Here is a 20,445-nt window from a genome sequence, read left to right on the forward strand (position 1 = left end):
TTTCCCGCGCCGCGACAAGGCTGTATCGCAGGAGGCATGGACATCGTCATCGCCACCGTCATCCTCGCCTCGTTCTTCCTGCTGATCGGTTTGGGAGAGCCGCTCGCCGCGCGGTTGCGGCTGCCGTTCAACGTGATCCTCGCGGCTTTCGGCCTCATGGCGGGCGCGGGGGCCACGTTCTTTCTCAACACGCAGATCACCGATGCGCTGAACCCGGTGGCCGAGGCGATCCTGAACCTGCCGATCCGCTCGAACGTGTTCCTTTACGTGTTCCTGCCGACGCTGCTGTTCCAGGTGACGCTGGGGGTGAACCTGCGGCGGATGATCGACGACTGGGTGCCGATCCTGACGCTCGCCATCGTGGCAGTCGTGGTGGCGACCTTTTCGGTCGGCTACGCGCTGTTCCTGACGGGCGTGCTGCCGCTGATGGCGTGCCTTCTGATCGGCTCGATCGTGTCGACCACCGACCCCTCGGCCGTGGTCTCGATCTTTCGCAACCTCGCCGCACCACGCCGGCTGAGCCGGATCATCGAGGGCGAGAGCCTCCTGAACGACGCCGCCGCCATCGCGCTGTTCGGCCTGTTCATGGGTTTCGTGATGCGCGGCGTGCCCAACCCCGAGCTGGGCGCCGCGCTGGCGCAGTTCCCGTGGCTTCTGGGCGCGGGCGGTCTCACCGGCTGGATCATGGCGCAGATCGCGGTGCGGCTGATGCGCTGGCTGGGGCGGTTTCCGCTGGCGCAGATCTCGGTCTCCGTGGCGCTGCCCTATCTGGCCTATATCGTGGCCGAGAAGCTGGTCGGCGCCTCGGGTGTCATCGCAGTGGTGGGGGCGGGGCTGACACTCAACCTCGCGGCCCCCGGTCGTCTCTCGCCCGTGGCGTGGACCAACATGCGCGAGGTCTGGGACCTGCTGGCGCATTGGGCCGGGGCCTTCATCTTCCTGCTTGCGGCGCTGCTGATCCCGCGGCTGCTGCATGGCGCGCAGCTCATGGATTTCGTCCTCGTCGCCGTGGTCACGCTGGCCGCGCTGGGCGGACGGGTGGCGATCCTGTGGGGGCTGCTGCCGCTGCTGAGCCGCCTTCGCCTCTCGCCCCCGGTGGAGCGGCCCTACCGCATGGCGATCCTCTGGGGCGGCCTGCGCGGCGCGATCACGCTGGCGCTGGCGCTGGCCGTGACCGAAAGCCTGCGGGTGCCCGAGGAGGTGCGTCGCCTCACCGGCATCCTCGCCACCGGTTTCACCCTGTTCACCCTGATCGTGCAGGGCGTCACCCTGCGCCCTCTGGTCAAGCGGCTGGGTCTCGAGAAGCTGTCGCCGCTCGACGCGGCGCTTGCCCGACAGGTCGTCGCCGTGGCGCTGCAGACCGTGCGCGAGTCGGTGAGCGAGGCGGCCGAGAACTACGGCCTCACGCGCGAGACGGTCCGCTCGGAGGCCAAGAGCTTTGCCGAGCGGCTCGACGAGGCGGTGGCCAAGGCGGAGGAGGGCGAGGCGATCTCGGACCGCGACCGGATCACGCTGGGCCTGATCGCGCTGGCCGGCGCGGAACGCGAGCATGTTCTTCAATTGTTTCGGGACCGGGCGATTTCCAACCGGCAGGCCGAGCGGGCCTTGGCCGAAGCCGATCGGCTGATCGAGATGACCCGCTCCAGCGGGCGCATGGGGTATCGGCGCGCCGCCCGCGAAAGCCTCGGGCAGGGCGGGCCGACGCGCTTTGCGGCCTTCCTGCACAACCGGCTGCACATCTCCGGACCGCTGGCGGGGCTCACCTCCGACCGGTTCGAACTGCTGCTGACCCAAGGGCTTGTGCTGCGCGATCTCGACGGCTTCATCGACAGCCGCATCCGCCGCATTCACGGACGCCGCGTGGCGGAGCTGCTGCACGAGCTGATCGGACGGCGCGGTGAGCAGGTGGCCCAAGCGCTCGACGGGCTCAGGCTCCAGTATCCGGGCTATGCCGAGGAGTTGGAGCGCCGCTTCATCCGCCGCACCGCGCTTCGGATCGAGGAGCGCGAATACGCGGCGCTGCGCGAGGACGGGCTGATCGGGCCGGAACTTCACGCGACGCTGCTGGCGCAGCTCGAAGCGCAGCGCATGGAGGCCGAGGCCCGGCCCAAGCTCGACCTCGCGGTGCAAAAGGCCGTTCTGGTGCAGCAATTCCCGCTCTTCGCCGATCTCGACGAGGCGGTGCGCCAGCGGCTCTCCAAGGCGCTGGTCACGCGCTTCGTCGCCGCCGGCGAGGTGCTGCAGCAGCGCGACGCCACCGCCCGGGCGGTCAGCTTCATCGCCTCGGGCGCGGTGGAGGTCGAAACCGCGGGCCAGACGGTGCGGCTTGGCCGGGGCGAGATGTTCGGTCAGCTGGCGCTGCTCTCGCCACGCAGGCGGCGCGTCGAGGTGCGCGCGATCAGCCACGGGGTGCTCCTTGAACTGGACGAGGCGCGGTTCCTGCGGCTGATGCGGCGCAGCCCGGCGCTGCGCGAGGCGGTGCGCGAGAGCGCGCTCAAGCGCGGCATGGACCCCGAACGCGCCGCCGCGCTGGGCACGACGCCGGAGGCGGCCTAGGCGCGCGCCGCCTGCCAGACCGCGAACTCGGCCTCGCGCTTGCGCCGCAGCTTGGAGGCGACGTGGTCGGGAAGCTCCATCGGACGTTCTGGCGAGACATTGAGCCGGGGCAGATCGATCGACAGCGACAGCCGCTCTTCGAGAAACCCCTTGAGGCTCTCCATCGCCTCGTAGCGGAACAGGTGATCGACGCCGATGCTGCCCTCTCCGTCGCCCACGAAACGCGCCTGGCTGCCGACCGAAGCGTAGGGCGCGGGCTTGCCACGGGCGTACTGGTCCACGAACTCCTCGAAGGGCACGCCGTGCGTCGAATTGGGATGCCCCGCCAGATCGTCGCGCTGCCGGTATCGCCACCAGCTGCCGAGCCAGTCCACCGGCTCGCGCACCGCCGCCACCGTCTCGAAGCCCTCGCCCCCCGCCGCCTCGATCAGCGGCACCACGAAGCGACGGGCGCGATAGAGCGGCGCGTGCTTGATCTGCGGCGGGTCGCGCAGCACGAATTGCGCGCGCGGCGCCAGCGCGCCCTCCAGTGCCGTGGTGCCGGTCTTGGGCACCGCCAGCAGGATCAGGCGCTCTTTCCAGAATACCAGCATGACGCTCTCCGTGACGTGATCTCGGTAACCTTACATTAACCGCTCTCGAGGGAAACTGCGGGCAGGTTTCCCTTGCAATGTTCTCCTTATGGTCTCATATCCAGCGTAGTGAACAAGACATGAACGACGCAATGATTGCCGCCATGTGGCGGGTGTGGGATAAGGATTGCGAACAATGGCAATGGCAGATCTTCTCCAGATGAGCGACAAGCGCACGGCAGACCGGCAGAAGGCGCTCGACAGCGCCCTGGCCCAGATCGAACGGCAGTTCGGCAAGGGCTCCATCATGAAGCTCGGTGGCGAGAACAAGTTTCCCGACATCGAGGCGACCTCGACCGGATCGCTCGGTCTCGACATCGCGCTGGGCATCGGCGGCCTGCCCAAAGGGCGGATCATCGAGATCTACGGCCCCGAAAGCTCGGGCAAGACGACGCTGACACTGCACGCCGTCGCCGAGGAGCAGAAGAAGGGCGGCGTCTGCGCCTTCGTCGACGCCGAGCACGCGCTCGATCCGCAATACGCCAAGAAGGTCGGGGTGAACCTCGACGAACTGTTGATTTCCCAGCCCGACACCGGCGAGCAGGCGCTTGAGATCGTCGACACGCTGGTCCGCTCGGGCGCGGTATCGATGGTCGTGGTCGATTCGGTCGCGGCACTGACGCCGAAGTCCGAACTCGAAGGCGACATGGGCGACAGCTCGGTCGGCGTGCATGCCCGCCTGATGTCTCAGGCGATGCGCAAGCTCACCGGTTCGATCTCGCGCTCCAACTGCATGGTCATCTTCATCAACCAGATCCGGATGAAGATCGGCGTCATGTTCGGCTCGCCCGAGACGACCACCGGCGGCAACGCGCTCAAGTTCTATGCCTCCGTGCGCCTCGACATCCGACGCATCGGCGCGATCAAGGACCGCGACGAGGTCGTCGGCAACGCCACCCGGGTGAAGGTCGTCAAGAACAAGGTCGCGCCTCCGTTCAAGCAGGTCGAGTTCGACATCATGTATGGCGAGGGCATCTCCAAGACCGGCGAGCTTCTCGATCTCGGGGTGAAGGCCGGCGTGGTCGACAAGTCCGGCTCGTGGTTCTCCTATGGCGATCAGCGGATCGGTCAGGGCCGCGAGAACGCCAAGACCTTCCTCAAGGAGAACGCGAGCGTCGCCAACGAGATCGAAGACAAGATCCGTGCCGCCCATGGTCTCGAATTCGGCATGACCGAAGAGACGGGAAACGGCGGTGGCGACGACGACGATCTCGTCGACATGTGATCCGCTCCCGCATAAAACAGGAGGGCCGGGGCGCAAGCTCCGGCCCTCCTGCGTTCGAGAGGGCCGCCACGGGCGTTGATGCGCGCGGGACTTTACGCGCAGCGAGGCCGGGGATAGGACGGCTACGCCGCGACCCGAAGGAGACGTCATGACCAGCCTCGCCGATATCCGCTCCACTTTTCTGGATTTCTACAAGCGGCAGGACCACGCCGTGGTCCGCAGTTCGCCGCTGGTGCCCCGCAACGACCCCACCTTGATGTTCACCAACTCGGGCATGGTGCAGTTCAAGAACCTGTTCACCGGGGTCGAGACGCGCGACTACACCCGTGCCACCACGGCGCAGAAATGCGTGCGCGCGGGCGGCAAACACAACGATCTCGACAATGTGGGCTATACCGCGCGGCACCACACCTTCTTCGAGATGATGGGCAACTTCTCCTTCGGCGACTACTTCAAGGAAGAGGCGATCCGCTATTCGTGGGAGCTTCTGACCAAAGATTTCGGCCTGAACCCCGACAAGCTTCTGGTTACGGTGTTCCACACCGACGACGAGGCGGCGAACCTTTGGAAGAAGATCGCAAACCTGCCCGACGAGCGGATCATCCGCATCGCGACCTCGGACAATTTCTGGATGATGGGGCCGACCGGTCCCTGCGGCCCGTGCTCCGAGATCTTCTATGACCACGGCCCCGAGATCTGGGGCGGCCCTCCGGGCAGCCCCGAAGAGGATGGCGACCGGTTCATCGAGATCTGGAACATCGTCTTCATGCAATACGAGCAGTTCGAGGACGGCACCCGCCGCGACCTCGACCAGCAGTCGATCGACACCGGCATGGGGCTGGAGCGGATCGGCGCGCTCTTGCAGGGCAAGCACGACAATTACGACACCGACCTGATGCGTTCGCTGATCGAGGCCTCGGCGCATGCCACCTCGACCGATCCCGATGGCGATGCCAAGATGCATCACCGCGTCGTGGCCGATCACCTGCGCTCGACCTCCTTCCTGATCGCCGACGGCGTGATGCCCTCGAACGAGGGGCGCGGCTACGTGCTGCGCCGGATCATGCGCCGCGCCATGCGCCACGTCCACCAGATTGGCGCCAAGGACCCGCTGATGCACCGTCTGGTGCCGGCGCTGGTGCAGGAAATGGGCGCGGCCTATCCCGAACTGGGTCAGGCCCGCGCGCTGATCGAAGAGACGCTGCGCGCCGAGGAGACCCGGTTCCGGCAGACGCTGGAGCGGGGCCTGCGGCTCTTGGATGACGAGCTGTCGGGCCTGCCCGAAGGGGCGGCTTTGCCCGGTCAGGCGGCGTTCAAGCTCTATGACACCTACGGCTTCCCGCTCGACCTCACGCAGGACGCGCTGCGCGAGAAGGGCCGCGGCGTCGACACCGAAGCCTTCGACGCCGCCATGGCCGAGCAGAAGGCCAAGGCCCGCGCCGCATGGTCCGGCTCGGGCGAGGTGGCCGACGCCTCGCATTGGTACGACCTCGCCGACACGCATGGCGCGACCGAGTTCCTCGGCTATGACACCGAGGAAGCCGAGGGCCAGATCCTCGCCGTGCTGAGCAGTGCCGAGCAGATCGACAAGGCCGAGATCGGCACCAAGGTGCAGGTCGTGCTGAACCAGACGCCGTTCTACGCCGAAAGCGGCGGTCAGGTCGGCGACACCGGCACGATCCGCACCGAGACGGGCCTTGTGCGCGTCAATGACTGCCGCCGCATCGCCGGGCTCTTCGTCCATGTGGGCGAGGTGGCCGAGGGGCATGTCGAACGCGGGCAGGGCGCCGAGCTCAAGGTCGATCACACGCGCCGCACCGGCATCCGCGCCAACCACTCGGCAACGCACCTGCTCAATGAGGCGCTGCGCGCGGCCTTGGGCGATCACGTGGCCCAGCGCGGCTCACTCAACGCGCATGACCGGCTCCGCTTCGACTTCAGCCACGGTGCCGCGCTGACCCCCGCCGAGATCGAGAAGATCGAGGACGAGGTCAACGAGATGATCCGGCAGAACTATCCCGTCGAGACGCGGGTGATGACGCCGGACGAGGCGCGGGGCCTTGGCGCGCAGGCACTGTTCGGCGAGAAATACGGCGACGAGGTTCGCGTCGTGTCGATGGGCCGGCTCGACGGCTCGGGCAAGGGCACCGATCAGGCGACCTATTCGATCGAGCTGTGCGGCGGCACCCATGTGCGCCAGACCGGCGACATCGGGGCTTTCGTGCTGCTATCGGACAGCGCGTCCTCCTCGGGCGTGCGCCGGATCGAGGCGCTGACCGGCCGCGAGGCTCTCAAGCATCTCGCACAGCAGGGCCAGACCCTTTCGGAGGTGGCGCAGGTTCTCAAGACGCCGGTGTCGGAGGTGCTCGAACGGGTGAAGGCGCTGGCCGAAGAGCGCCGCCGTCTCGCCAATGAGGTGGCGCAGCTCAAGCGCGACATCGCCATGGGCGGAAGCTCCGGCGGGGCGGGCGCGCAGGCGGTCGAGGTCGCCGGCGTGAAGTTTCAGGGCCAGGTGCTCAAGGGCGTGACCGGCAAGGATCTTCCGGCGCTGATCGACCAGATCAAGGGCCAGATCGGTTCGGGCGCGGTGCTGCTCATTGCCGAGACCGGTGGCAAGGCAGCCGTGGCGGCGGGCGTCACCGATGATCTCAAGGACAAGGTCTCGGCGGTCGATCTGCTGCGCGCGGCGGTGGCCGAGCTTGGCGGTAAGGGCGGCGGCGGCCGTGCGGACATGGCGCAGGGCGGCGCGGCGAGCGCCGACAATGCCGAGGCCGCGATCAAGGCCGCCGAGGCGGTGCTGGCGCAGGCCGTGGAGGGCGTGGCATGAGCGCGCTCTGGATCGCCCATGTGACCGTCACCGACGAGGCAGCCTACATGGAATACGCGAAACGCGCGACCGGCGCGATCGCCGATCACGGCGGCGCCTTTCTGGTACGTGGTGGCGCTTATGAGCAGCTTGAGGGCAAGGACCGTCCGCGCAATGTCGTGGCCCGGTTCCCGAGCCTTCAGGCGGCGCATGACTGCTACCATTCGGCGGCCTATCAGGAGGCGCTGAGCTTTGCGCGCGGCGCGGCCGAGCGCGATCTGGTGATCGTCGAGGAGATCTGAGGCTGGAGACGGTCGCAAGCCTCACCTCGCGGTTTCCGCGCCCCGGCCGGGTCGAGTGGATCGGAACGAGGCCCGCGCGACGCGCGGGCCTTCTCTCCTTCGCCAGGGTGGAGATCACCGCCTCGGGCCTCGCGGGCGATCACGCGCGGCCAGGCAAGCGGGCGGTGACGCTCCTCCAATCCGAGCATCTGCCGGTCATCGCGTCTTTGTCGGCGCTGGAGACGGTCGCGCCCGAAACCCTGCGCCGCAACATCGTCGTATCGGGTGTGAACCTGACCGCCGCGCGGCACCGCGACCTGCGCGTCGGCACGGCTCTGCTGCGGTTTTCGGTGCCCTGCGCGCCGTGCTCGCGCATGGAGGTCGCGCTTGGCGAGGGCGGTTATAACGCGATGCGCGGGCATGGCGGCTGGTGTCTGGAGGTGATCGAGCCGGGATGGGTCGAACTCGGCGACGCGGTCACGCCGGTCTGAAACCACGACGGAACGAAAAACGCCCAGTCTTTCGACCGGGCGTCTTCATGTTCGGGTGACGTCGATCAGCTCGCGCGCGCCTGACGCTTGCGCTCATGCGGGTCGAGGAACCGCTTGCGCATGCGCACGGCGAGCGGGGTCACTTCGACCAGCTCGTCGTCGTCGATATAGGCGATCGCCTGCTCGAGGCTCAGCTCGACGGGCGGCGTCAGGCGGACCGCTTCGTCGGTGCCCGAGGCCCGCACGTTGGTCAGCTTCTTGCCCTTGAGCGGGTTCACTTCGAGATCGTTGTCACGGCTGTGCTCGCCGATGATCATGCCCTCATAGACCGGGGCCTGCGGGTGGATGAACATCTTGCCGCGATCCTCGAGGTTCCACAGCGCGTAGGCCACCGCGGTGCCGTTCTCCATTGAGATCAGCACGCCCTGACGACGGCCTTGGATCGCGCCCTTGTGCGGGGTCCAGCCGTGGAAGATGCGGTTGAGAACGCCCGAGCCGCGCGTGTCGGTCAGGAATTCGCCGTGATAGCCGATCAGGCCGCGAGAGGGCACGTAGGCGATGATCCGGGTCTTGCCGGTGCCCGCGGGCTTCATCTCGGCCAGCTCGCCCTTGCGGGCGCCGGTGAGCTTTTCGACCACGGCGCCGGTGTATTCGTCATCGACGTCGATGGTGACTTCCTCGACCGGCTCCATGCGGACGCCGTCTTCTTCCTTGAAGATCACCTGCGGCCGCGAAATCGACAGCTCGAAGCCTTCGCGGCGCATGTTCTCGATCAGCACGCCCATCTGCAATTCGCCACGGCCCGACACCTCGAAGGCCTCGCCGCCGGGCGTGTCGTCGATGCGGATCGCGACGTTCGATTCGGCTTCCTTATGGAGCCGCTCGCGGATCACACGCGACTGCACCTTCTTGCCATCGCGACCGGCGAGCGGGCTGTCGTTGATGCCGAAGGTCACGGTGATGGTCGGCGGATCGATCGGCTGGGCCGGGATCGCCTCCTCGACCGAAAGGTCGCAGATCGTGTCGGCCACGGTGGCCTTGGACATGCCTGCCAGCGTCACGATGTCACCGGCCTCGGCGACCTCGATCGGCTGCTGGCCGAGGCCGCGGAAGGCGAGGATCTTGGAGACGCGGAACTGCTCGATCTTGTCGCCCTTGCGCGACAGCGCCTTGACGGTCTCGTTGGCGCGCAGCGAACCGCTCTCGACGCGGCCGGTCAGGATTCGGCCCAGGAACGGGTCGGCCGACAGCGTGGTGGCCAGCATGCGGAAGGGCTCGTTCTTGGCCTGCTGCTGCTTGGGCGCGGGAACGTGCTTGACGATCAGGTCGAACAGCGCGGTCAGGTCCTTGCGCGGCCCATCGAGCTCCATGTCGGCCCAGCCGGAGCGGCCGGAGGCGTACATCGCGGGGAAATCGAGCTGATCTTCATCGGCGCCGAGGTTGGCGAAGAGGTCGAAGCATTCGTCGAGCGCACGGTCGGGCTCGGCGTCCTGCTTGTCGACCTTGTTGAGCACCACGATCGGACGCAAGCCGAGGGCCAGCGCCTTGGAGGTCACGAATTTGGTCTGCGGCATCGGGCCTTCGGCAGCGTCTACCAGCAGCACCACGCCATCGACCATCGACAGGATCCGCTCCACCTCACCGCCGAAATCGGCGTGACCGGGGGTGTCGACGATGTTGATGCGGGTGTCGCCCCACTCGACAGAGGTCGCCTTGGCGAGGATGGTGATCCCGCGCTCGCGCTCGATGTCGTTGCTGTCCATGGCGCGCTCGGAGACGGCTTGGTTCTCGCGGAAGGCGCCGGACTGTTTCAGGAGCTCGTCCACCAGCGTCGTCTTGCCATGGTCAACGTGCGCGATGATCGCGATGTTGCGGATTTCCATTCAATTCACTCTTTCAGGGGTCAGCGCGCCTCTACACCAAAATCGCGCGGTTGGCCAGCCTTGTCGCCGCGGCGCAGCGGCATGGCGGGGATGCGCGCGACGAGACGCTCTCAGTGCGGGTTGTTGCCCGAAAAGACGTTGATGACGACGATGCCCGACAGGATCAGCGACATGCCAACCAGCGCCGCCGCGTCGAGCTTCTGGCCGAACAGGGTCCAGCCGATCGCGGCGATGAGCACGATCCCGAGGCCCGCCCAGATCGCATATGCGATGCCCACGGGGATGGCTTCGAGTGCCAGCGACAGCAGGTAGAACGACAGGCAATAGCCCAGCACGGCGACCACGGCAGGGCCGGGGCGAGTGAACTGTTGGCTGGCATGCAGCGCGGTGGTGGCGACGGTTTCGCATGCGATGGCGAAAAACAGGACGATCCAAGGCATGGGCGGCACCTCAGGTGGCGATGTAACGGTCTCGGCGGTGGTTGAACGCGATCACCGTGTTAAGGATCACCGCGCCCAGAAGTGACCACAGCACCGTGGTCGTGTCGAACAGCATCAGGGCTGTGGCGAAGATCATCGCGTCGGCCCCAAGCTGCACGTAGCCCGCGCGAAAGCCAAGGCGATCCTGCACGATGAGCGCCACGATGCCCAAGCCTCCGAGGCTGCCATTGTGGCGAAACACACCCAAGAGGCCGAGGCCGGTGAGCACGCCGAACACGGTCGCGCCGAGCCATGTGTCGAGGCGCACGATTTCGAAATGCGCTGGCAGAAACTCGGTCACGGCCGAGAGCAGCGTCACCGAGATGATCGATTTGAGCGTGAACTCCGGCCCCATCCGCACCCAGGCCAGCCAGTAGAACGGCAGGTTGATCGCGAAGAACACCGCGCCGAAGGACCAGCTTGTCAGATAGGAGATGATCACGGCGATGCCCGCCGTCTGGCCGGTGATCAGGCCCACCTGCGTCAGGACATGCAGCCCGATCGAGCAGGCGAAGACACCGATGCCGAGGCCCTGGAGGTCCTCGACGACGGAGTGGCGGGTGGGGGTAGAGACGCTGCGCATTCCCGTCACATAGGGCAGGCATTCTGACCTGTCTAGGGGTCAGTCGCCACGCCGGCGCGGCGGAAGCTCGCAGCCCCAGACCCGCGCGCCGGGGATGAACCGATGCGACATCTGCACGGGCAGGTTCGGCAGTTCGCAGGCGTGGAAGGGCGGCTGCGCGTCACGCGGCAGCGCCTGGTCGGGCCGCAGCCAGATGCGCCGGCCGTTGACCAGATCGCCCGCATGCACCACGAGATCGACGTCGCAGCGGTTGGTGCGCACGGCCGAGATGCAGTCATCGGCCACGGGAAGGCGTTCGCCGCCCCAGCGGTCGCGGGCGACAGAGACGAGGACGGCGGCCCCGATCAGGACCGCCGCCACCATCATCAACTTGCGCGGAAAGCGCATGGCGCTCAGGCGAGCGACTTGTTGAGATACTCGTCAATCTTCTCGAGGAAGCCCATGGTGGTGAGCCACTTCTGATCGGGCCCGACGAGCAGCGCGAGGTCCTTGGTCATGTGACCGTCCTCGACCGCCTGCACGGTGACCTTCTCGAGCGTCTCGGCGAAGGTCATGAGCTGCGCGTTGTCATCGAGCTTGGCACGGTGCTTGAGGCCGCCGGTCCAGGCGTAGATCGAGGCGATCGAGTTGGTCGAGGTCTGCTCGCCCTTCTGGTGCTGGCGGAAGTGACGCGTCACGGTGCCATGCGCGGCCTCGGCCTCGACGATCTTGCCGTCCGGGGTCATCAGTTGCGAGGTCATCAGGCCCAAGCTGCCGAAGCCCTGCGCCACGGTGTCGGACTGCACGTCGCCATCGTAGTTCTTGCAGGCCCAGACATAGCCGCCAGACCACTTCATCGCCGCCGCGACCATGTCGTCGATCAGGCGATGCTCATAGGTAATGCCGGCCTTCTTGAAGTCTTCGGCGAACTCGGCGTCGAACACCTCTTGGAACAGGTCCTTGAAGCGGCCGTCATAGGCCTTGAGGATCGTGTTCTTGGTCGACAGATACACCGGCCAGCCGCGGGCGAGGCCGTAGTTCATCGAGGCGCGGGCGAAGTCGCGGATCGAATCGTCAAGGTTGTACATCGCCATGGTGACGCCGGAGGAGGGCGCGTCGAACACCTCCTTCTCGATGGTCTCGCCATCCTCGCCGACGAACTTGATCGTCAGCTTGCCCTTGCCCGGAAAGCGGAAGTCGGTGGCGCGGTACTGGTCGCCAAAGGCGTGACGGCCGACGACGATCGGCTGGGTCCAGCCCGGCACGAGGCGCGGCACGTTGCGGCAGATGATCGGCTCGCGGAAGATGACGCCGCCGAGGATGTTGCGGATCGTGCCGTTGGGCGAGCGGTACATTCGCTTGAGGCCGAACTCCTCGACGCGGGCCTCGTCGGGGGTGATCGTCGCGCATTTGACGCCGACGCCGTATTTCTGGATCGCGTGGGCCGCGTCGACCGTGATCTGGTCGTCGGTCTCGTCGCGTGCCTCGATGCCGAGGTCGTAATATTTCAGGTCGATGTCAAGATAGGGCAGGATCAGTTTCTGCTTGATGAAGTCCCAGATGATCCGGGTCATCTCGTCGCCGTCGAGCTCGACGACCGGATTTTCGACTTTGATCTTGGTCACGGGGGCCTCCGCGTTTGTTATGCTGTCTCGTCGCGGGGCATAACGTGTCTCGCGCCGGTTTGGAAGGCGGCATACACTCGTATACGATCGAACTTCGCGCAGTTTCACGTGTTGAGGCAGCTAAAGGAGCCAGATCATGCCGAAAGACACCGCCGCACCCATCCGCCATGCCGAGGAGCTGGCCCGGCTCGACCGCATGGCGCATCTGATGGATGCGCGTTTCAAGCTGTTCGGGTTCCGGTTCGGCTATGACAGCCTGCTCGGGTTGATCCCGGGCGTCGGCGACACGATTTCGCTCGCGCCCTCGGCATGGCTGGTGTGGCGCGCGCATCAGCTCGGCGTGCCGCGCCGCAAGATCGGGCGGATGGCGGTGAACACGGGCGTGGACTACGTCGTGGGCTCGATCCCGGTGATCGGCGATCTCATCGATTTCGGCTTCAAGGCCAACCTGCGCAACGCGGCGATCCTGCGCGAGCATCTGGAGCGGGACGCGGTGGCGTCGGCGCGCGATGTGACGCCGCGCGCCTGACCGGGGCGGCGGTTACAAGTACTTCGAGAGTAGAGTGGCAGGGGCTCAGCGCCCGGAGAACCACGCGTCGATGCGCGAGCGAAGGCCGGACCAGACGGCGGGCGCGCCGCGCGCGACTTTGACGCCGACGCGGGTTTCCAGCTGCTCGGGCGTCACGTTGTATTCGGGCCAAGTGCCGCCATCGGTGGCGAGGTTCGACAGCACTGGCTGCACACGATCGATGGATTTGGCAAAGATGGCGTTGTCGGTTTCGGCGGCCTCGAACTCTTCCCAAATGAAGCGCATCGCGTCGCGCTGATCAACCGGCAGCAGGCCGAAGAGACGGTCGGCGGCGGCCTGCTCCTTGGCCTCCTGCTCGGCCGGGTCGTGATCCCCGTGAACCGGCGCGTCGCCCGCGTCGATCTCCACCAGATCATGCAGAAGCAGCATTGTCATGACGCGGAAAATGTCGACCGGTCGCGCCGCATGCTCTGCGAGGACGAGCGCGTGCAGCATCACGTGCCAGCTATGCTCGGCCGAGTTTTCGCGGCGTGACCGGTCGTGCAGGGAGGTCGCGCGCAGCACCGATTTCAGGCGGTCCGCCTCACCGAGGAACGCCAGCTGCGCGTCGAGGCGGCTCATTTCCGACTGCCCTGGCGCAGCCTCTCGTCGAGAAGCCGCCGCGCGCGTTGTTCGGCGAGCCGCACCCGCACCATCGTCAGGAACGCCTCTTGCGTCGTCGTCGAGGACGCGCCGAGCGCCTCGGACACTTCGGAAATCACCTCGTCATCGCCCAGCTTTTCCGCGGCGGCGATGACGTCGCGCGCGAGCGCGTCGGCGAGATCCTCGGTGATGCCCATCAGCGGGTGTTCTCGGTCAGGCGACGGCCGACATAGCCCTTCACCGAGCCGATCAGCGTGTCCATGTGCGGGTCTTCGAAGAAGTGTCCGGCGCCCTCGACCACCTCGTGGGTGATGGTGATGCCCTTCTGGTCGTGCAGCTTGTTCACGAGGCCCACCGTATCGGCGGGCGGCGCCACGCGGTCGGCAGAGCCGTTGATGATCAGGCCCGACGAAGGGCAGGGCGCAAGGAACGAAAAGTCGTACATGTTGGCCAGCGGCGCGACCGACACGAAGCCGGTGATCTCGGGGCGGCGCATCAGGAGTTGCATGCCGATCCACGCGCCGAAGGAAAAGCCGGCGACCCAGCAATGCTTGGCATTGTTGTTCATCGACTGGAGATAATCGAGCGCGGAGGCCGCGTCCGAAAGCTCGCCGATACCCTGGTCGTATTCGCCCTGGCTCCGTCCGACGCCGCGGAAGTTGAAGCGCAGCACCGTGAAGCCCATCTCGTAGAAGGCGTAATGCAGGTTGTAGACGACCCGGTTGTTCATCGTGCCGCCGAACTGCGGATGCGGATGCAGCACGATGGCGATCGGCGCATCGCGGTCCTTCTGCGGGTGGTAGCGGCCTTCGAGCCGGCCCTCGGGGCCGGGGAAGATGACTTCGGGCATGGACGTCCCTTGCGGCTGCGGTGCGTGTGACAGTTTCTTGACAGAAACCATCGGACACCTTAGAACGGTTCTAACTCCGGAGGCGGTTGCATCGGAGCGGCTGTAGGGGAGTTAACCAGACCCCCTTGCGGCGTCAATCACAATGGCCCCACGCGGGCGTCGGAACGGAGCGGGAGAGCCATGAAGCTGTCGACCAAGGGGCGTTATGCCATGGTGGCGCTGGCCGATCTGGCGCTGCAGCCTCCGGGCGCGCTGGTGACGCTGGGCGAAATCTCCCGGCGTCAGGACATTTCACTGCCCTATCTCGAACAGCTCTTCGTCAAGCTGCGCCGCGACGGTCTCGTCGACAGCGTGCGTGGTCCGGGCGGCGGCTACCGCCTCGCGCGGCCCGCCTCCGAGATCCGGGTGGCCGAGATCCTCGGCGCGGTCGATGAAACCGTCAGCGCGATGCACAAGGGCGCGGGTGTCTCGGGCGGCGCGTCGGGCAGCAGGGCGCAATCCCTCACCAACCGGCTTTGGGAGGGACTCTCGGCGCATGTCTACGTGTTTTTGCACCAGACCCGCCTGTCGGATGTGACCGGCAACGGGCTCGCCCCGTGCCCGGCCGTGCCGACGCTGTTTCATGTGGTGGACGAATGAGCCGGATCTACCTCGACCACAACGCCACCGCGCCGCTCAGGCCGGAGGCCCGCGAGGCGATGATCGCGACGATGGACGTCACCGGCAACCCGTCCTCGGTCCACGCCGAGGGCCGCGCCGCCAAGGCCGTGATCGAGCGCGCGCGCGCCGAGATCGCCGAAGCGGCGGGCGCGGCCTCGGCCGACATCGTCTTCGTATCAGGGGCGACCGAGGCCGCGGCACTGGCGCTCGACGGGCGCGGGCTCGACGGTGCGGCGGTCGAACATGACGCCGTGGCCGCATGGGTGTCGGACGCGCTGCCGGTCAATGGGGATGGCGGTGTCACGGTGGCCGAACCGGCCCGGTCGGTGCTGCAGCTCGCCAATTCCGAGACCGGCGTGATCCAGTCGCTGCCCCAAGGGCTGGCGGTGTCGGACATCACGCAGGGCTTCGGGCGCGTGCCCTTCGCCTTCGACTGGTCCGGCCTCGACATGGCGATCCTCTCGGCCCACAAGTTCGGCGGGCCCAAGGGGGTCGGCGTGCTGATCCTCAGGCGTGGCACCGATCTTGCCGCGCGGATCAGGGGGGGCGGGCAGGAGATGGGCCGCCGCGCCGGGACCGAGAACGTGATCGGCATCGCCGGGATGGCGGCGGCGGCCCGCGCGGCGCAGCGCGACCTCGGAGAGGGCGTCTGGAGCCGGGTGAAAACTCTGCGCGACAGGATGGAGCAGGCGGTGGAAAACGCCGCACCAGATCTTATCTTTGCCGGCAGGGGCGCTGCACGCCTGCCCAACACGAGCTGCTTTGCCGCCGCTGGCTGGAAGGGCGAGACGCAGGTGATGGCGATGGACCTCGCCGGCATCGCGATTTCCGCCGGATCGGCCTGTTCGAGCGGCAAGGTCCGCCCCAGCCGGGTGCTGACCGCCATGGGATACGAGAGCGACGTCGCGCAATCCGCGATCCGCGTCTCGCTCGGAGTAGAGACGACCGAAGAACAGGTGATGCGTTTCGCGGATGCCTGGAGTTCGGCCTACAGGAAAATGCGCGCCCGCGCGGCGTGAGTGACAAAAGGAGACCGTCATGGCGATCCTCGAGAAGGACATGACCAACGAAGCCAAGGAAGGCGTCGACCAGGAAACGGTCGATGCCGTGGCGAAGCTGTCGGGCGCCTACAAGCACGGCTGGAACACCGAGATCGAGATGGATTACGCCCCCAAGGGCGTGAACACCGGCATCGTCAAGCTGATCTCGGAAAAGAACGAAGAGCCCGAGTGGATGACCGAATGGCGTCTGCAGGCCTTTGCCCGCTGGGAGCAGCTCGACGAGCCGAACTGGTCGATGGTGAAATACGCACCGATCGATTTTCAGGACATCTTCTACTATGCCCGCCCCAAGAGCATGGAAGTGAAGCCCAAATCGCTCGACGAGGTCGATCCCAAGCTTCTGGAAACTTACAAGAAGCTCGGCATTCCGCTGAAAGAGCAGATGATCCTCGCCGGTGTCGAGGGCGCCGAGGCCATGCCCGCCGATGGTGAGCGCAAGGTGGCCGTGGACGCCGTGTTCGACAGCGTTTCGGTCGGCACGACCTTTCAGGCCGAGCTGAAGAAGGCGGGCGTGATCTTCTGCTCGATCTCGGAGGCGATCCGCGAGCATCCCGAGCTGGTGAAGAAGTATCTCGGCACCGTGGTGCCGCAATCCGACAACTTCTACGCCACGCTGAACTCGGCCGTCTTCTCGGATGGCTCCTTCGTCTACGTGCCGCCGGGCGTGCGCTGCCCGATGGAGTTGTCGACCTATTTCCGCATCAACGCCGAGAACACCGGCCAGTTCGAGCGGACGCTAATCATCGCCGACAAGGGCTCTTACGTGTCCTATCTCGAAGGCTGCACCGCGCCCAAGCGCGACGTAGCGCAGCTGCACGCTGCCGTGGTCGAGATCATCGTCGAGGAAGACGCCGAGGTGAAATATTCCACGGTGCAGAACTGGTATCCGGGCGACGAGGACGGCAAGGGCGGCATCTACAACTTCGTCACCAAGCGGGCCGATTGCCGCGGCGACCGGGCCAAGGTGATGTGGACCCAGGTCGAGACCGGCTCCGCCGTGACGTGGAAATACCCGTCCTGCATCCTGCGCGGTGACGACAGCCAGGGCGAGTTCTATTCGATCGCTATCGCCAACAACCACCAGCAGGCCGACACCGGCACCAAGATGGTTCATTTGGGCAAGCGCACCAAGTCGCGCATCGTCTCCAAGGGCATCTCGGCTGGGCAGGCGCAGAATACCTATCGCGGCCTCGTCTCGATGCACCCCAAGGCCAAGGAAAGCCGCAACTACACGCAGTGCGACAGCCTTCTGATCGGCGACAAATGCGGGGCGCACACCGTCCCCTATATCGAGGTCAAGAACAACTCGTCTCGCGTCGAGCACGAGGCGACCACCTCGAAGGTCGATGACGAGCAGCTGTTCTACTGCCGCCAGCGCGGCATGGACGAAGAGGAGGCGGTGGCCCTCGTGGTCAACGGCTTCTGCAAGGAGGTCCTGCAGGCGCTGCCGATGGAGTTCGCCATGGAGGCCCAAAGCCTCGTCGCGATCTCGCTCGAAGGCTCGGTCGGCTGATGGATCTGGTCGCGCCCCCGGACTTCGCCTTTCCGGAGGCGGAGGCCCGCGCCCTTGGCGCGGCCTATGAGGGTGCGACCACGATCCTCGAATACGGCTCTGGCGGTTCAACCGCGATGGCGGCGCTGCTGCCGGGTCGGACCGTCTTCGCCGTGGAAAGCGACCGCGCTTATATCGCGGAGCTGACCCGCTGGTTCGAGGCCAGCCCTCCGGAGGCCACGGTGCATCTGCATCACGGCGATATCGGCCCCACGAACAAGTGGGGCCAGCCGGCGGACGAGGCTTCGACTTGGCGGCGGTTTCACCGCTATCCGACGACCGTCTGGGACCGGGACGATTTCGTCCATCCCGACGTGGTTCTGGTCGATGGGCGGTTCCGTGCGGCGTGCTTTCTGACCACGCTGTTCCGGATCACACGTCCGGTGCGGTTGTTCTTCGACGATTATGCCGGGCGGCCGATCTACCACGAGGTCGAACGCTACGGCGCCCCGGTGGCGATGCATGGCCGCATGGCCGAGTTCGCCCTCGATCCCACATCGATCCCGGCAGACGACCTGACCTGGATCCTAGAGACATTCACCCGCAGGAAGTGATGCGGAAGGAGAAATAAATGCTTAAGATCAGTGGCCTGAAGGTCAAACTTGAAGAAGAGGACAAGCAGATCCTGAAGGGCGTCGACCTCGAGGTCGGCGCAGGTCAGGTGCATGCGATCATGGGGCCGAACGGCTCGGGCAAATCGACGCTCTCCTACGTGCTGTCGGGACGCGACGGCTACGAAGTGACCGAAGGCTCCGCCGAGCTTGAGGGCATCGATCTTCTGGACATGGAGCCCGAGGAGCGCGCCGCCGCCGGTCTCTTTCTCGCGTTCCAGTACCCGGTCGAGATTCCGGGCGTCGGCAACATGACCTTCCTGCGCACCGCTTATAACGCGCAGCGCAAGGCACGCGGCGAAGAGGAGGCCTCGGCGGCCGAGTTCCTCAAGATCGTGCGCGAGAAGGCCAAGGACCTGAAGATCGACGCCGAGATGCTCAAGCGTCCCGTCAATGTCGGCTTCTCGGGTGGCGAGAAGAAGCGCAACGAGATCCTGCAGATGGCGGTTCTCGAGCCGAAGATGTGCATCCTCGACGAGACCGACTCGGGCCTCGACGTCGACGCGATGAAGCTCGTCTCCGACGGCGTCAACGCGCTCCGCAACGAGGGGCGGTCGTTTCTTGTCATCACGCACTACCAGCGTCTGCTCGACCACATCACGCCCGACGTGGTGCACATCATGGCCAATGGCCGCATCGTGAAGACCGGGGGCCCCGAGCTGGCGCTCGAGGTCGAAAAGAACGGCTATGCCGACCTGATGGACGAGGTGCAGTAATGGCGCTTCCCAAAGCGAAATCCGACGCCACCGAGGCGCGCCTTTCGGGGCTTTCGATCCCCGAAGGCGGCGCGGCTTGGGCGCGAGAGGCGCGGCATGACGCGCTCAACCGCCTTGTCGGCATGGGGCTGCCCTATCGCCGCGACGAATACTGGCGCTTTACTAACCCGGCCGAGTTCCTGACCCCCGAGACGCCGCGCGCCGAGATCGCCCTCGACGCGCCGGGCTTCGAGGAGACCGAGGTGCTGCACGTCGTCTTCACCGACGGCGTGTTCGACGCCGAGGCCTCCGACGACCTCGCGCAGGAGAACCTCGAGATCGAGCGCTTCTCGGAAGCCGTGACCAAGGACATCCATTGGATCAAAGGCTTGCTTGGCGTTCTTGAGGCCGCGGGTCAGAACCGTGTCGACCGTCCGCTGGCGATCTTCAACACCGCCTTCGCCGAGGACGGCATCGTCCTGCGCGCGACCGGCAAAGTGTCGAAGCCGGTGCACCTCGATTACCGCCGCTCGGACGACCGGGCCGAGGCGGTGCTGCGCCACATGGTGCGCGTAGAGGACGGCGCCGAGCTGACGCTGCTCGAAAGCGGTGTCGGCGCGGCGCGGCTCAACACCGGCATGGAAGTGGACATCGCCGATCGCGGCGCGTTCCACCATGTCCGCATGCAGGGCCGTGACCATGAGCGCCGGGCGGCCACACATGTCTTTGCCCGGCTTGGCGAGGAGAGCACCTTCAAGAGCTTCACGCTCTCGCTCAACGGCATGATGACCCGCAACGAGGTGATCATCACACTTAAGGGCGACGATGCGGTGGCGCATGTGGCGGGGGCAGCGCTTGGCGACGGGCGCGATTTCCACCACGATGATACGGTCTTCGTCACTCATGACGCGGTGAACTGCGAAAGCCGTCAGGTGTTCAAGAAGGTGCTGCGCAACGGCGCCACCGGCGTGTTCCAGGGCAAGATCCTGGTCGAGCCCGGCGCGCAGAAGACCGATGGCTACCAGATCAGCCAGTCGCTGCTTCTGGACGAGGACGCCAACTTCCTCGCCAAGCCGGAGCTGGAAATCTATGCCGACGACGTGCAGTGCAGCCACGGCTCGACCTCGGGTGCCATCGACGACACGGCGCTGTTCTACCTGAAGTCGCGCGGCATCCCCGAGGACAAGGCGCAGGACCTGCTGGTTCTGGCTTTCGTCGCCGAGGCTCTGGCCGAGATCGAGGACGAGGATCTCGCCGAGACGCTGCGCGGGCAGCTCGCGGGCTGGCTCGAGCGGCGCCGCTGAG

Annotated in this window: 21 protein-coding genes; 12 read left to right on the forward strand and 9 right to left on the reverse strand. The window is 66.3% G+C overall.

The window, feature by feature from the left end; translation table 11 throughout:
* Positions 1-36: 36 nt before the first annotated feature.
* Positions 37-2,556, forward strand: coding sequence for a cation:proton antiporter (locus ACJASC_RS08000; RefSeq protein WP_415145014.1), 2,520 nt, complete (start codon positions 37-39; stop codon positions 2,554-2,556).
* Here the strand turns inward: ACJASC_RS08000 and ACJASC_RS08005 are convergent.
* A complete protein-coding gene (locus tag ACJASC_RS08005) occupies positions 2,553-3,149 on the reverse strand; it encodes a gamma-glutamyl kinase (RefSeq protein WP_415145016.1) in 597 nt (198 codons plus the stop codon). The two genes, ACJASC_RS08000 and ACJASC_RS08005, sit on opposite strands and share 4 nt — an antisense overlap.
* A 175-nt stretch (positions 3,150-3,324) precedes the next feature.
* Here ACJASC_RS08005 and recA point away from each other — a divergent pair, with 175 nt between their 5' ends.
* The 4 genes from recA (at position 3,325) to ACJASC_RS08025 (ending at position 7,991) form a co-directional block, all read left to right on the forward strand.
* Positions 3,325-4,413 (forward strand): recombinase RecA, encoded by a 1,089-nt coding sequence (gene recA / locus ACJASC_RS08010; RefSeq protein ID WP_415145018.1) that lies wholly within the window; start codon positions 3,325-3,327, stop codon positions 4,411-4,413.
* A 148-nt stretch (positions 4,414-4,561) separates the two neighbouring features.
* The gene (gene alaS / locus ACJASC_RS08015) at positions 4,562-7,240 is read left to right on the forward strand and encodes an alanine--tRNA ligase (RefSeq protein WP_415145020.1); all 2,679 of its coding nucleotides are present in this window, start codon (positions 4,562-4,564) and stop codon (positions 7,238-7,240) included.
* Complete coding sequence (locus ACJASC_RS08020) at positions 7,237-7,521, forward strand: DUF1330 domain-containing protein (protein ID WP_415145022.1); 285 nt, start codon at positions 7,237-7,239, stop codon at positions 7,519-7,521. Before alaS ends, ACJASC_RS08020 begins: the two co-directional genes overlap by 4 nt.
* A 107-nt stretch (positions 7,522-7,628) precedes the next feature.
* A complete protein-coding gene (locus ACJASC_RS08025) occupies positions 7,629-7,991 on the forward strand; it encodes an MOSC domain-containing protein (protein ID WP_021692964.1) in 363 nt (120 codons plus the stop codon).
* 65 nt (positions 7,992-8,056) lie between these two features.
* Here ACJASC_RS08025 and typA read toward each other — a convergent pair whose 3' ends face one another.
* The 5 genes from typA to ACJASC_RS08050 all read right to left on the reverse strand — a co-directional run bounded on the left by typA (position 8,057) and on the right by ACJASC_RS08050 (position 12,540).
* Positions 8,057-9,874, reverse strand: coding sequence for a translational GTPase TypA (gene typA, locus ACJASC_RS08030; RefSeq protein WP_021692963.1), 1,818 nt, complete (start codon positions 9,872-9,874; stop codon positions 8,057-8,059).
* A gap of 110 nt (positions 9,875-9,984) precedes the next feature.
* On the reverse strand, positions 9,985-10,314 hold the full coding sequence (locus ACJASC_RS08035) for a DMT family transporter (RefSeq protein WP_021692962.1): 330 nt from the start codon (positions 10,312-10,314) through the stop codon (positions 9,985-9,987).
* 10 nt (positions 10,315-10,324) lie between these two features.
* Positions 10,325-10,936: a YitT family protein gene (locus ACJASC_RS08040; protein ID WP_347222022.1), complete on the reverse strand. Its 612-nt coding sequence runs from the start codon at positions 10,934-10,936 to the stop codon at positions 10,325-10,327.
* Positions 10,937-10,975: 39 nt separating this feature from the next.
* Positions 10,976-11,323 carry a hypothetical protein gene (locus ACJASC_RS08045; RefSeq protein WP_415145025.1) on the reverse strand — a complete coding sequence of 116 codons (348 nt, stop codon included), beginning with the start codon at positions 11,321-11,323 and terminating at the stop codon, positions 10,976-10,978.
* A 5-nt stretch (positions 11,324-11,328) separates the two neighbouring features.
* A complete protein-coding gene (locus ACJASC_RS08050) occupies positions 11,329-12,540 on the reverse strand; it encodes an NADP-dependent isocitrate dehydrogenase (RefSeq protein WP_021692959.1) in 1,212 nt (403 codons plus the stop codon).
* Positions 12,541-12,676: 136 nt separating this feature from the next.
* Between ACJASC_RS08050 and ACJASC_RS08055 the strand changes: the two genes are divergently transcribed.
* Positions 12,677-13,069, forward strand: a complete 393-nt coding sequence (locus ACJASC_RS08055) for a DUF4112 domain-containing protein (protein ID WP_415145027.1) — start codon at positions 12,677-12,679, stop codon at positions 13,067-13,069.
* A gap of 45 nt (positions 13,070-13,114) precedes the next feature.
* Here ACJASC_RS08055 and ACJASC_RS08060 read toward each other — a convergent pair whose 3' ends face one another.
* From ACJASC_RS08060 to ACJASC_RS08070, 3 genes are read right to left on the reverse strand one after another with little or no spacing between them, the layout of a single operon-like run.
* Complete coding sequence (locus tag ACJASC_RS08060; RefSeq protein WP_415145029.1) at positions 13,115-13,690, reverse strand: HD domain-containing protein; 576 nt, start codon at positions 13,688-13,690, stop codon at positions 13,115-13,117.
* Complete coding sequence (locus ACJASC_RS08065) at positions 13,687-13,908, reverse strand: hypothetical protein (RefSeq protein ID WP_021692956.1); 222 nt, start codon at positions 13,906-13,908, stop codon at positions 13,687-13,689. Before ACJASC_RS08065 ends, ACJASC_RS08060 begins: the two co-directional genes overlap by 4 nt.
* Positions 13,908-14,561 carry an alpha/beta hydrolase gene (locus tag ACJASC_RS08070; RefSeq protein ID WP_021692955.1) on the reverse strand — a complete coding sequence of 218 codons (654 nt, stop codon included), beginning with the start codon at positions 14,559-14,561 and terminating at the stop codon, positions 13,908-13,910. Before ACJASC_RS08070 ends, ACJASC_RS08065 begins: the two co-directional genes overlap by 1 nt.
* Positions 14,562-14,741: 180 nt before the next feature.
* Between ACJASC_RS08070 and iscR the strand changes: the two genes are divergently transcribed.
* The 6 genes from iscR to sufD are packed head-to-tail and all read left to right on the forward strand — an operon-like array spanning position 14,742 to position 20,444.
* Positions 14,742-15,200, forward strand: a complete 459-nt coding sequence (iscR, locus tag ACJASC_RS08075; RefSeq protein ID WP_021692954.1) for a Fe-S cluster assembly transcriptional regulator IscR — start codon at positions 14,742-14,744, stop codon at positions 15,198-15,200.
* Positions 15,197-16,240, forward strand: a complete 1,044-nt coding sequence (locus ACJASC_RS08080) for a cysteine desulfurase family protein (RefSeq protein ID WP_415145032.1) — start codon at positions 15,197-15,199, stop codon at positions 16,238-16,240. Before iscR ends, ACJASC_RS08080 begins: the two co-directional genes overlap by 4 nt.
* Positions 16,241-16,259: 19 nt before the next feature.
* Positions 16,260-17,795, forward strand: coding sequence for a Fe-S cluster assembly protein SufB (gene sufB / locus ACJASC_RS08085; protein WP_415145034.1), 1,536 nt, complete (start codon positions 16,260-16,262; stop codon positions 17,793-17,795).
* Positions 17,795-18,388, forward strand: coding sequence for an O-methyltransferase (locus ACJASC_RS08090; protein ID WP_415145036.1), 594 nt, complete (start codon positions 17,795-17,797; stop codon positions 18,386-18,388). The genes sufB and ACJASC_RS08090 overlap by 1 nt, the downstream gene beginning before the upstream one ends.
* 17 nt (positions 18,389-18,405) lie before the next feature.
* On the forward strand, positions 18,406-19,161 hold the full coding sequence (gene sufC, locus ACJASC_RS08095; protein WP_415145038.1) for a Fe-S cluster assembly ATPase SufC: 756 nt from the start codon (positions 18,406-18,408) through the stop codon (positions 19,159-19,161).
* Positions 19,161-20,444, forward strand: coding sequence for a Fe-S cluster assembly protein SufD (sufD, locus tag ACJASC_RS08100; RefSeq protein WP_415145040.1), 1,284 nt, complete (start codon positions 19,161-19,163; stop codon positions 20,442-20,444). The genes sufC and sufD overlap by 1 nt, the downstream gene beginning before the upstream one ends.
* Position 20,445: the final 1 nt, after the last annotated feature.

Origin of the sequence: Limimaricola cinnabarinus, from assembly GCF_047631075.1 — a bacterium.
Classification (GTDB): domain Bacteria; phylum Pseudomonadota; class Alphaproteobacteria; order Rhodobacterales; family Rhodobacteraceae; genus Limimaricola; species Limimaricola cinnabarinus.

Excerpts from the sequence above, each read along its gene's own strand:
- sufB (WP_415145034.1), top strand. The coding sequence starts at position 16,260 with ATGGCGATCCTCGAGAAGGACATGACCAACGAAGCCAAGGAAGGCGTC.
- ACJASC_RS08005 (WP_415145016.1), bottom strand. The coding sequence starts at position 3,149 with ATGCTGGTATTCTGGAAAGAGCGCCTGATCCTGCTGGCGGTGCCCAAG.
- ACJASC_RS08055 (WP_415145027.1), top strand. The coding sequence starts at position 12,677 with ATGCCGAAAGACACCGCCGCACCCATCCGCCATGCCGAGGAGCTGGCC.
- sufC (WP_415145038.1), top strand. The coding sequence starts at position 18,406 with ATGCTTAAGATCAGTGGCCTGAAGGTCAAACTTGAAGAAGAGGACAAG.
- ACJASC_RS08045 (WP_415145025.1), bottom strand. The coding sequence starts at position 11,323 with ATGCGCTTTCCGCGCAAGTTGATGATGGTGGCGGCGGTCCTGATCGGG.
- ACJASC_RS08020 (WP_415145022.1), top strand. The coding sequence starts at position 7,237 with ATGAGCGCGCTCTGGATCGCCCATGTGACCGTCACCGACGAGGCAGCC.
- alaS (WP_415145020.1), top strand. The coding sequence starts at position 4,562 with ATGACCAGCCTCGCCGATATCCGCTCCACTTTTCTGGATTTCTACAAG.
- ACJASC_RS08080 (WP_415145032.1), top strand. The coding sequence starts at position 15,197 with ATGAGCCGGATCTACCTCGACCACAACGCCACCGCGCCGCTCAGGCCG.
- ACJASC_RS08065 (WP_021692956.1), bottom strand. The coding sequence starts at position 13,908 with ATGGGCATCACCGAGGATCTCGCCGACGCGCTCGCGCGCGACGTCATC.
- ACJASC_RS08060 (WP_415145029.1), bottom strand. The coding sequence starts at position 13,690 with ATGAGCCGCCTCGACGCGCAGCTGGCGTTCCTCGGTGAGGCGGACCGC.
- typA (WP_021692963.1), bottom strand. The coding sequence starts at position 9,874 with ATGGAAATCCGCAACATCGCGATCATCGCGCACGTTGACCATGGCAAG.
- ACJASC_RS08090 (WP_415145036.1), top strand. The coding sequence starts at position 17,795 with ATGGATCTGGTCGCGCCCCCGGACTTCGCCTTTCCGGAGGCGGAGGCC.
- sufD (WP_415145040.1), top strand. The coding sequence starts at position 19,161 with ATGGCGCTTCCCAAAGCGAAATCCGACGCCACCGAGGCGCGCCTTTCG.
- iscR (WP_021692954.1), top strand. The coding sequence starts at position 14,742 with ATGAAGCTGTCGACCAAGGGGCGTTATGCCATGGTGGCGCTGGCCGAT.
- ACJASC_RS08070 (WP_021692955.1), bottom strand. The coding sequence starts at position 14,561 with ATGCCCGAAGTCATCTTCCCCGGCCCCGAGGGCCGGCTCGAAGGCCGC.
- ACJASC_RS08035 (WP_021692962.1), bottom strand. The coding sequence starts at position 10,314 with ATGCCTTGGATCGTCCTGTTTTTCGCCATCGCATGCGAAACCGTCGCC.
- ACJASC_RS08040 (WP_347222022.1), bottom strand. The coding sequence starts at position 10,936 with ATGCGCAGCGTCTCTACCCCCACCCGCCACTCCGTCGTCGAGGACCTC.
- ACJASC_RS08000 (WP_415145014.1), top strand. The coding sequence starts at position 37 with ATGGACATCGTCATCGCCACCGTCATCCTCGCCTCGTTCTTCCTGCTG.
- recA (WP_415145018.1), top strand. The coding sequence starts at position 3,325 with ATGGCAATGGCAGATCTTCTCCAGATGAGCGACAAGCGCACGGCAGAC.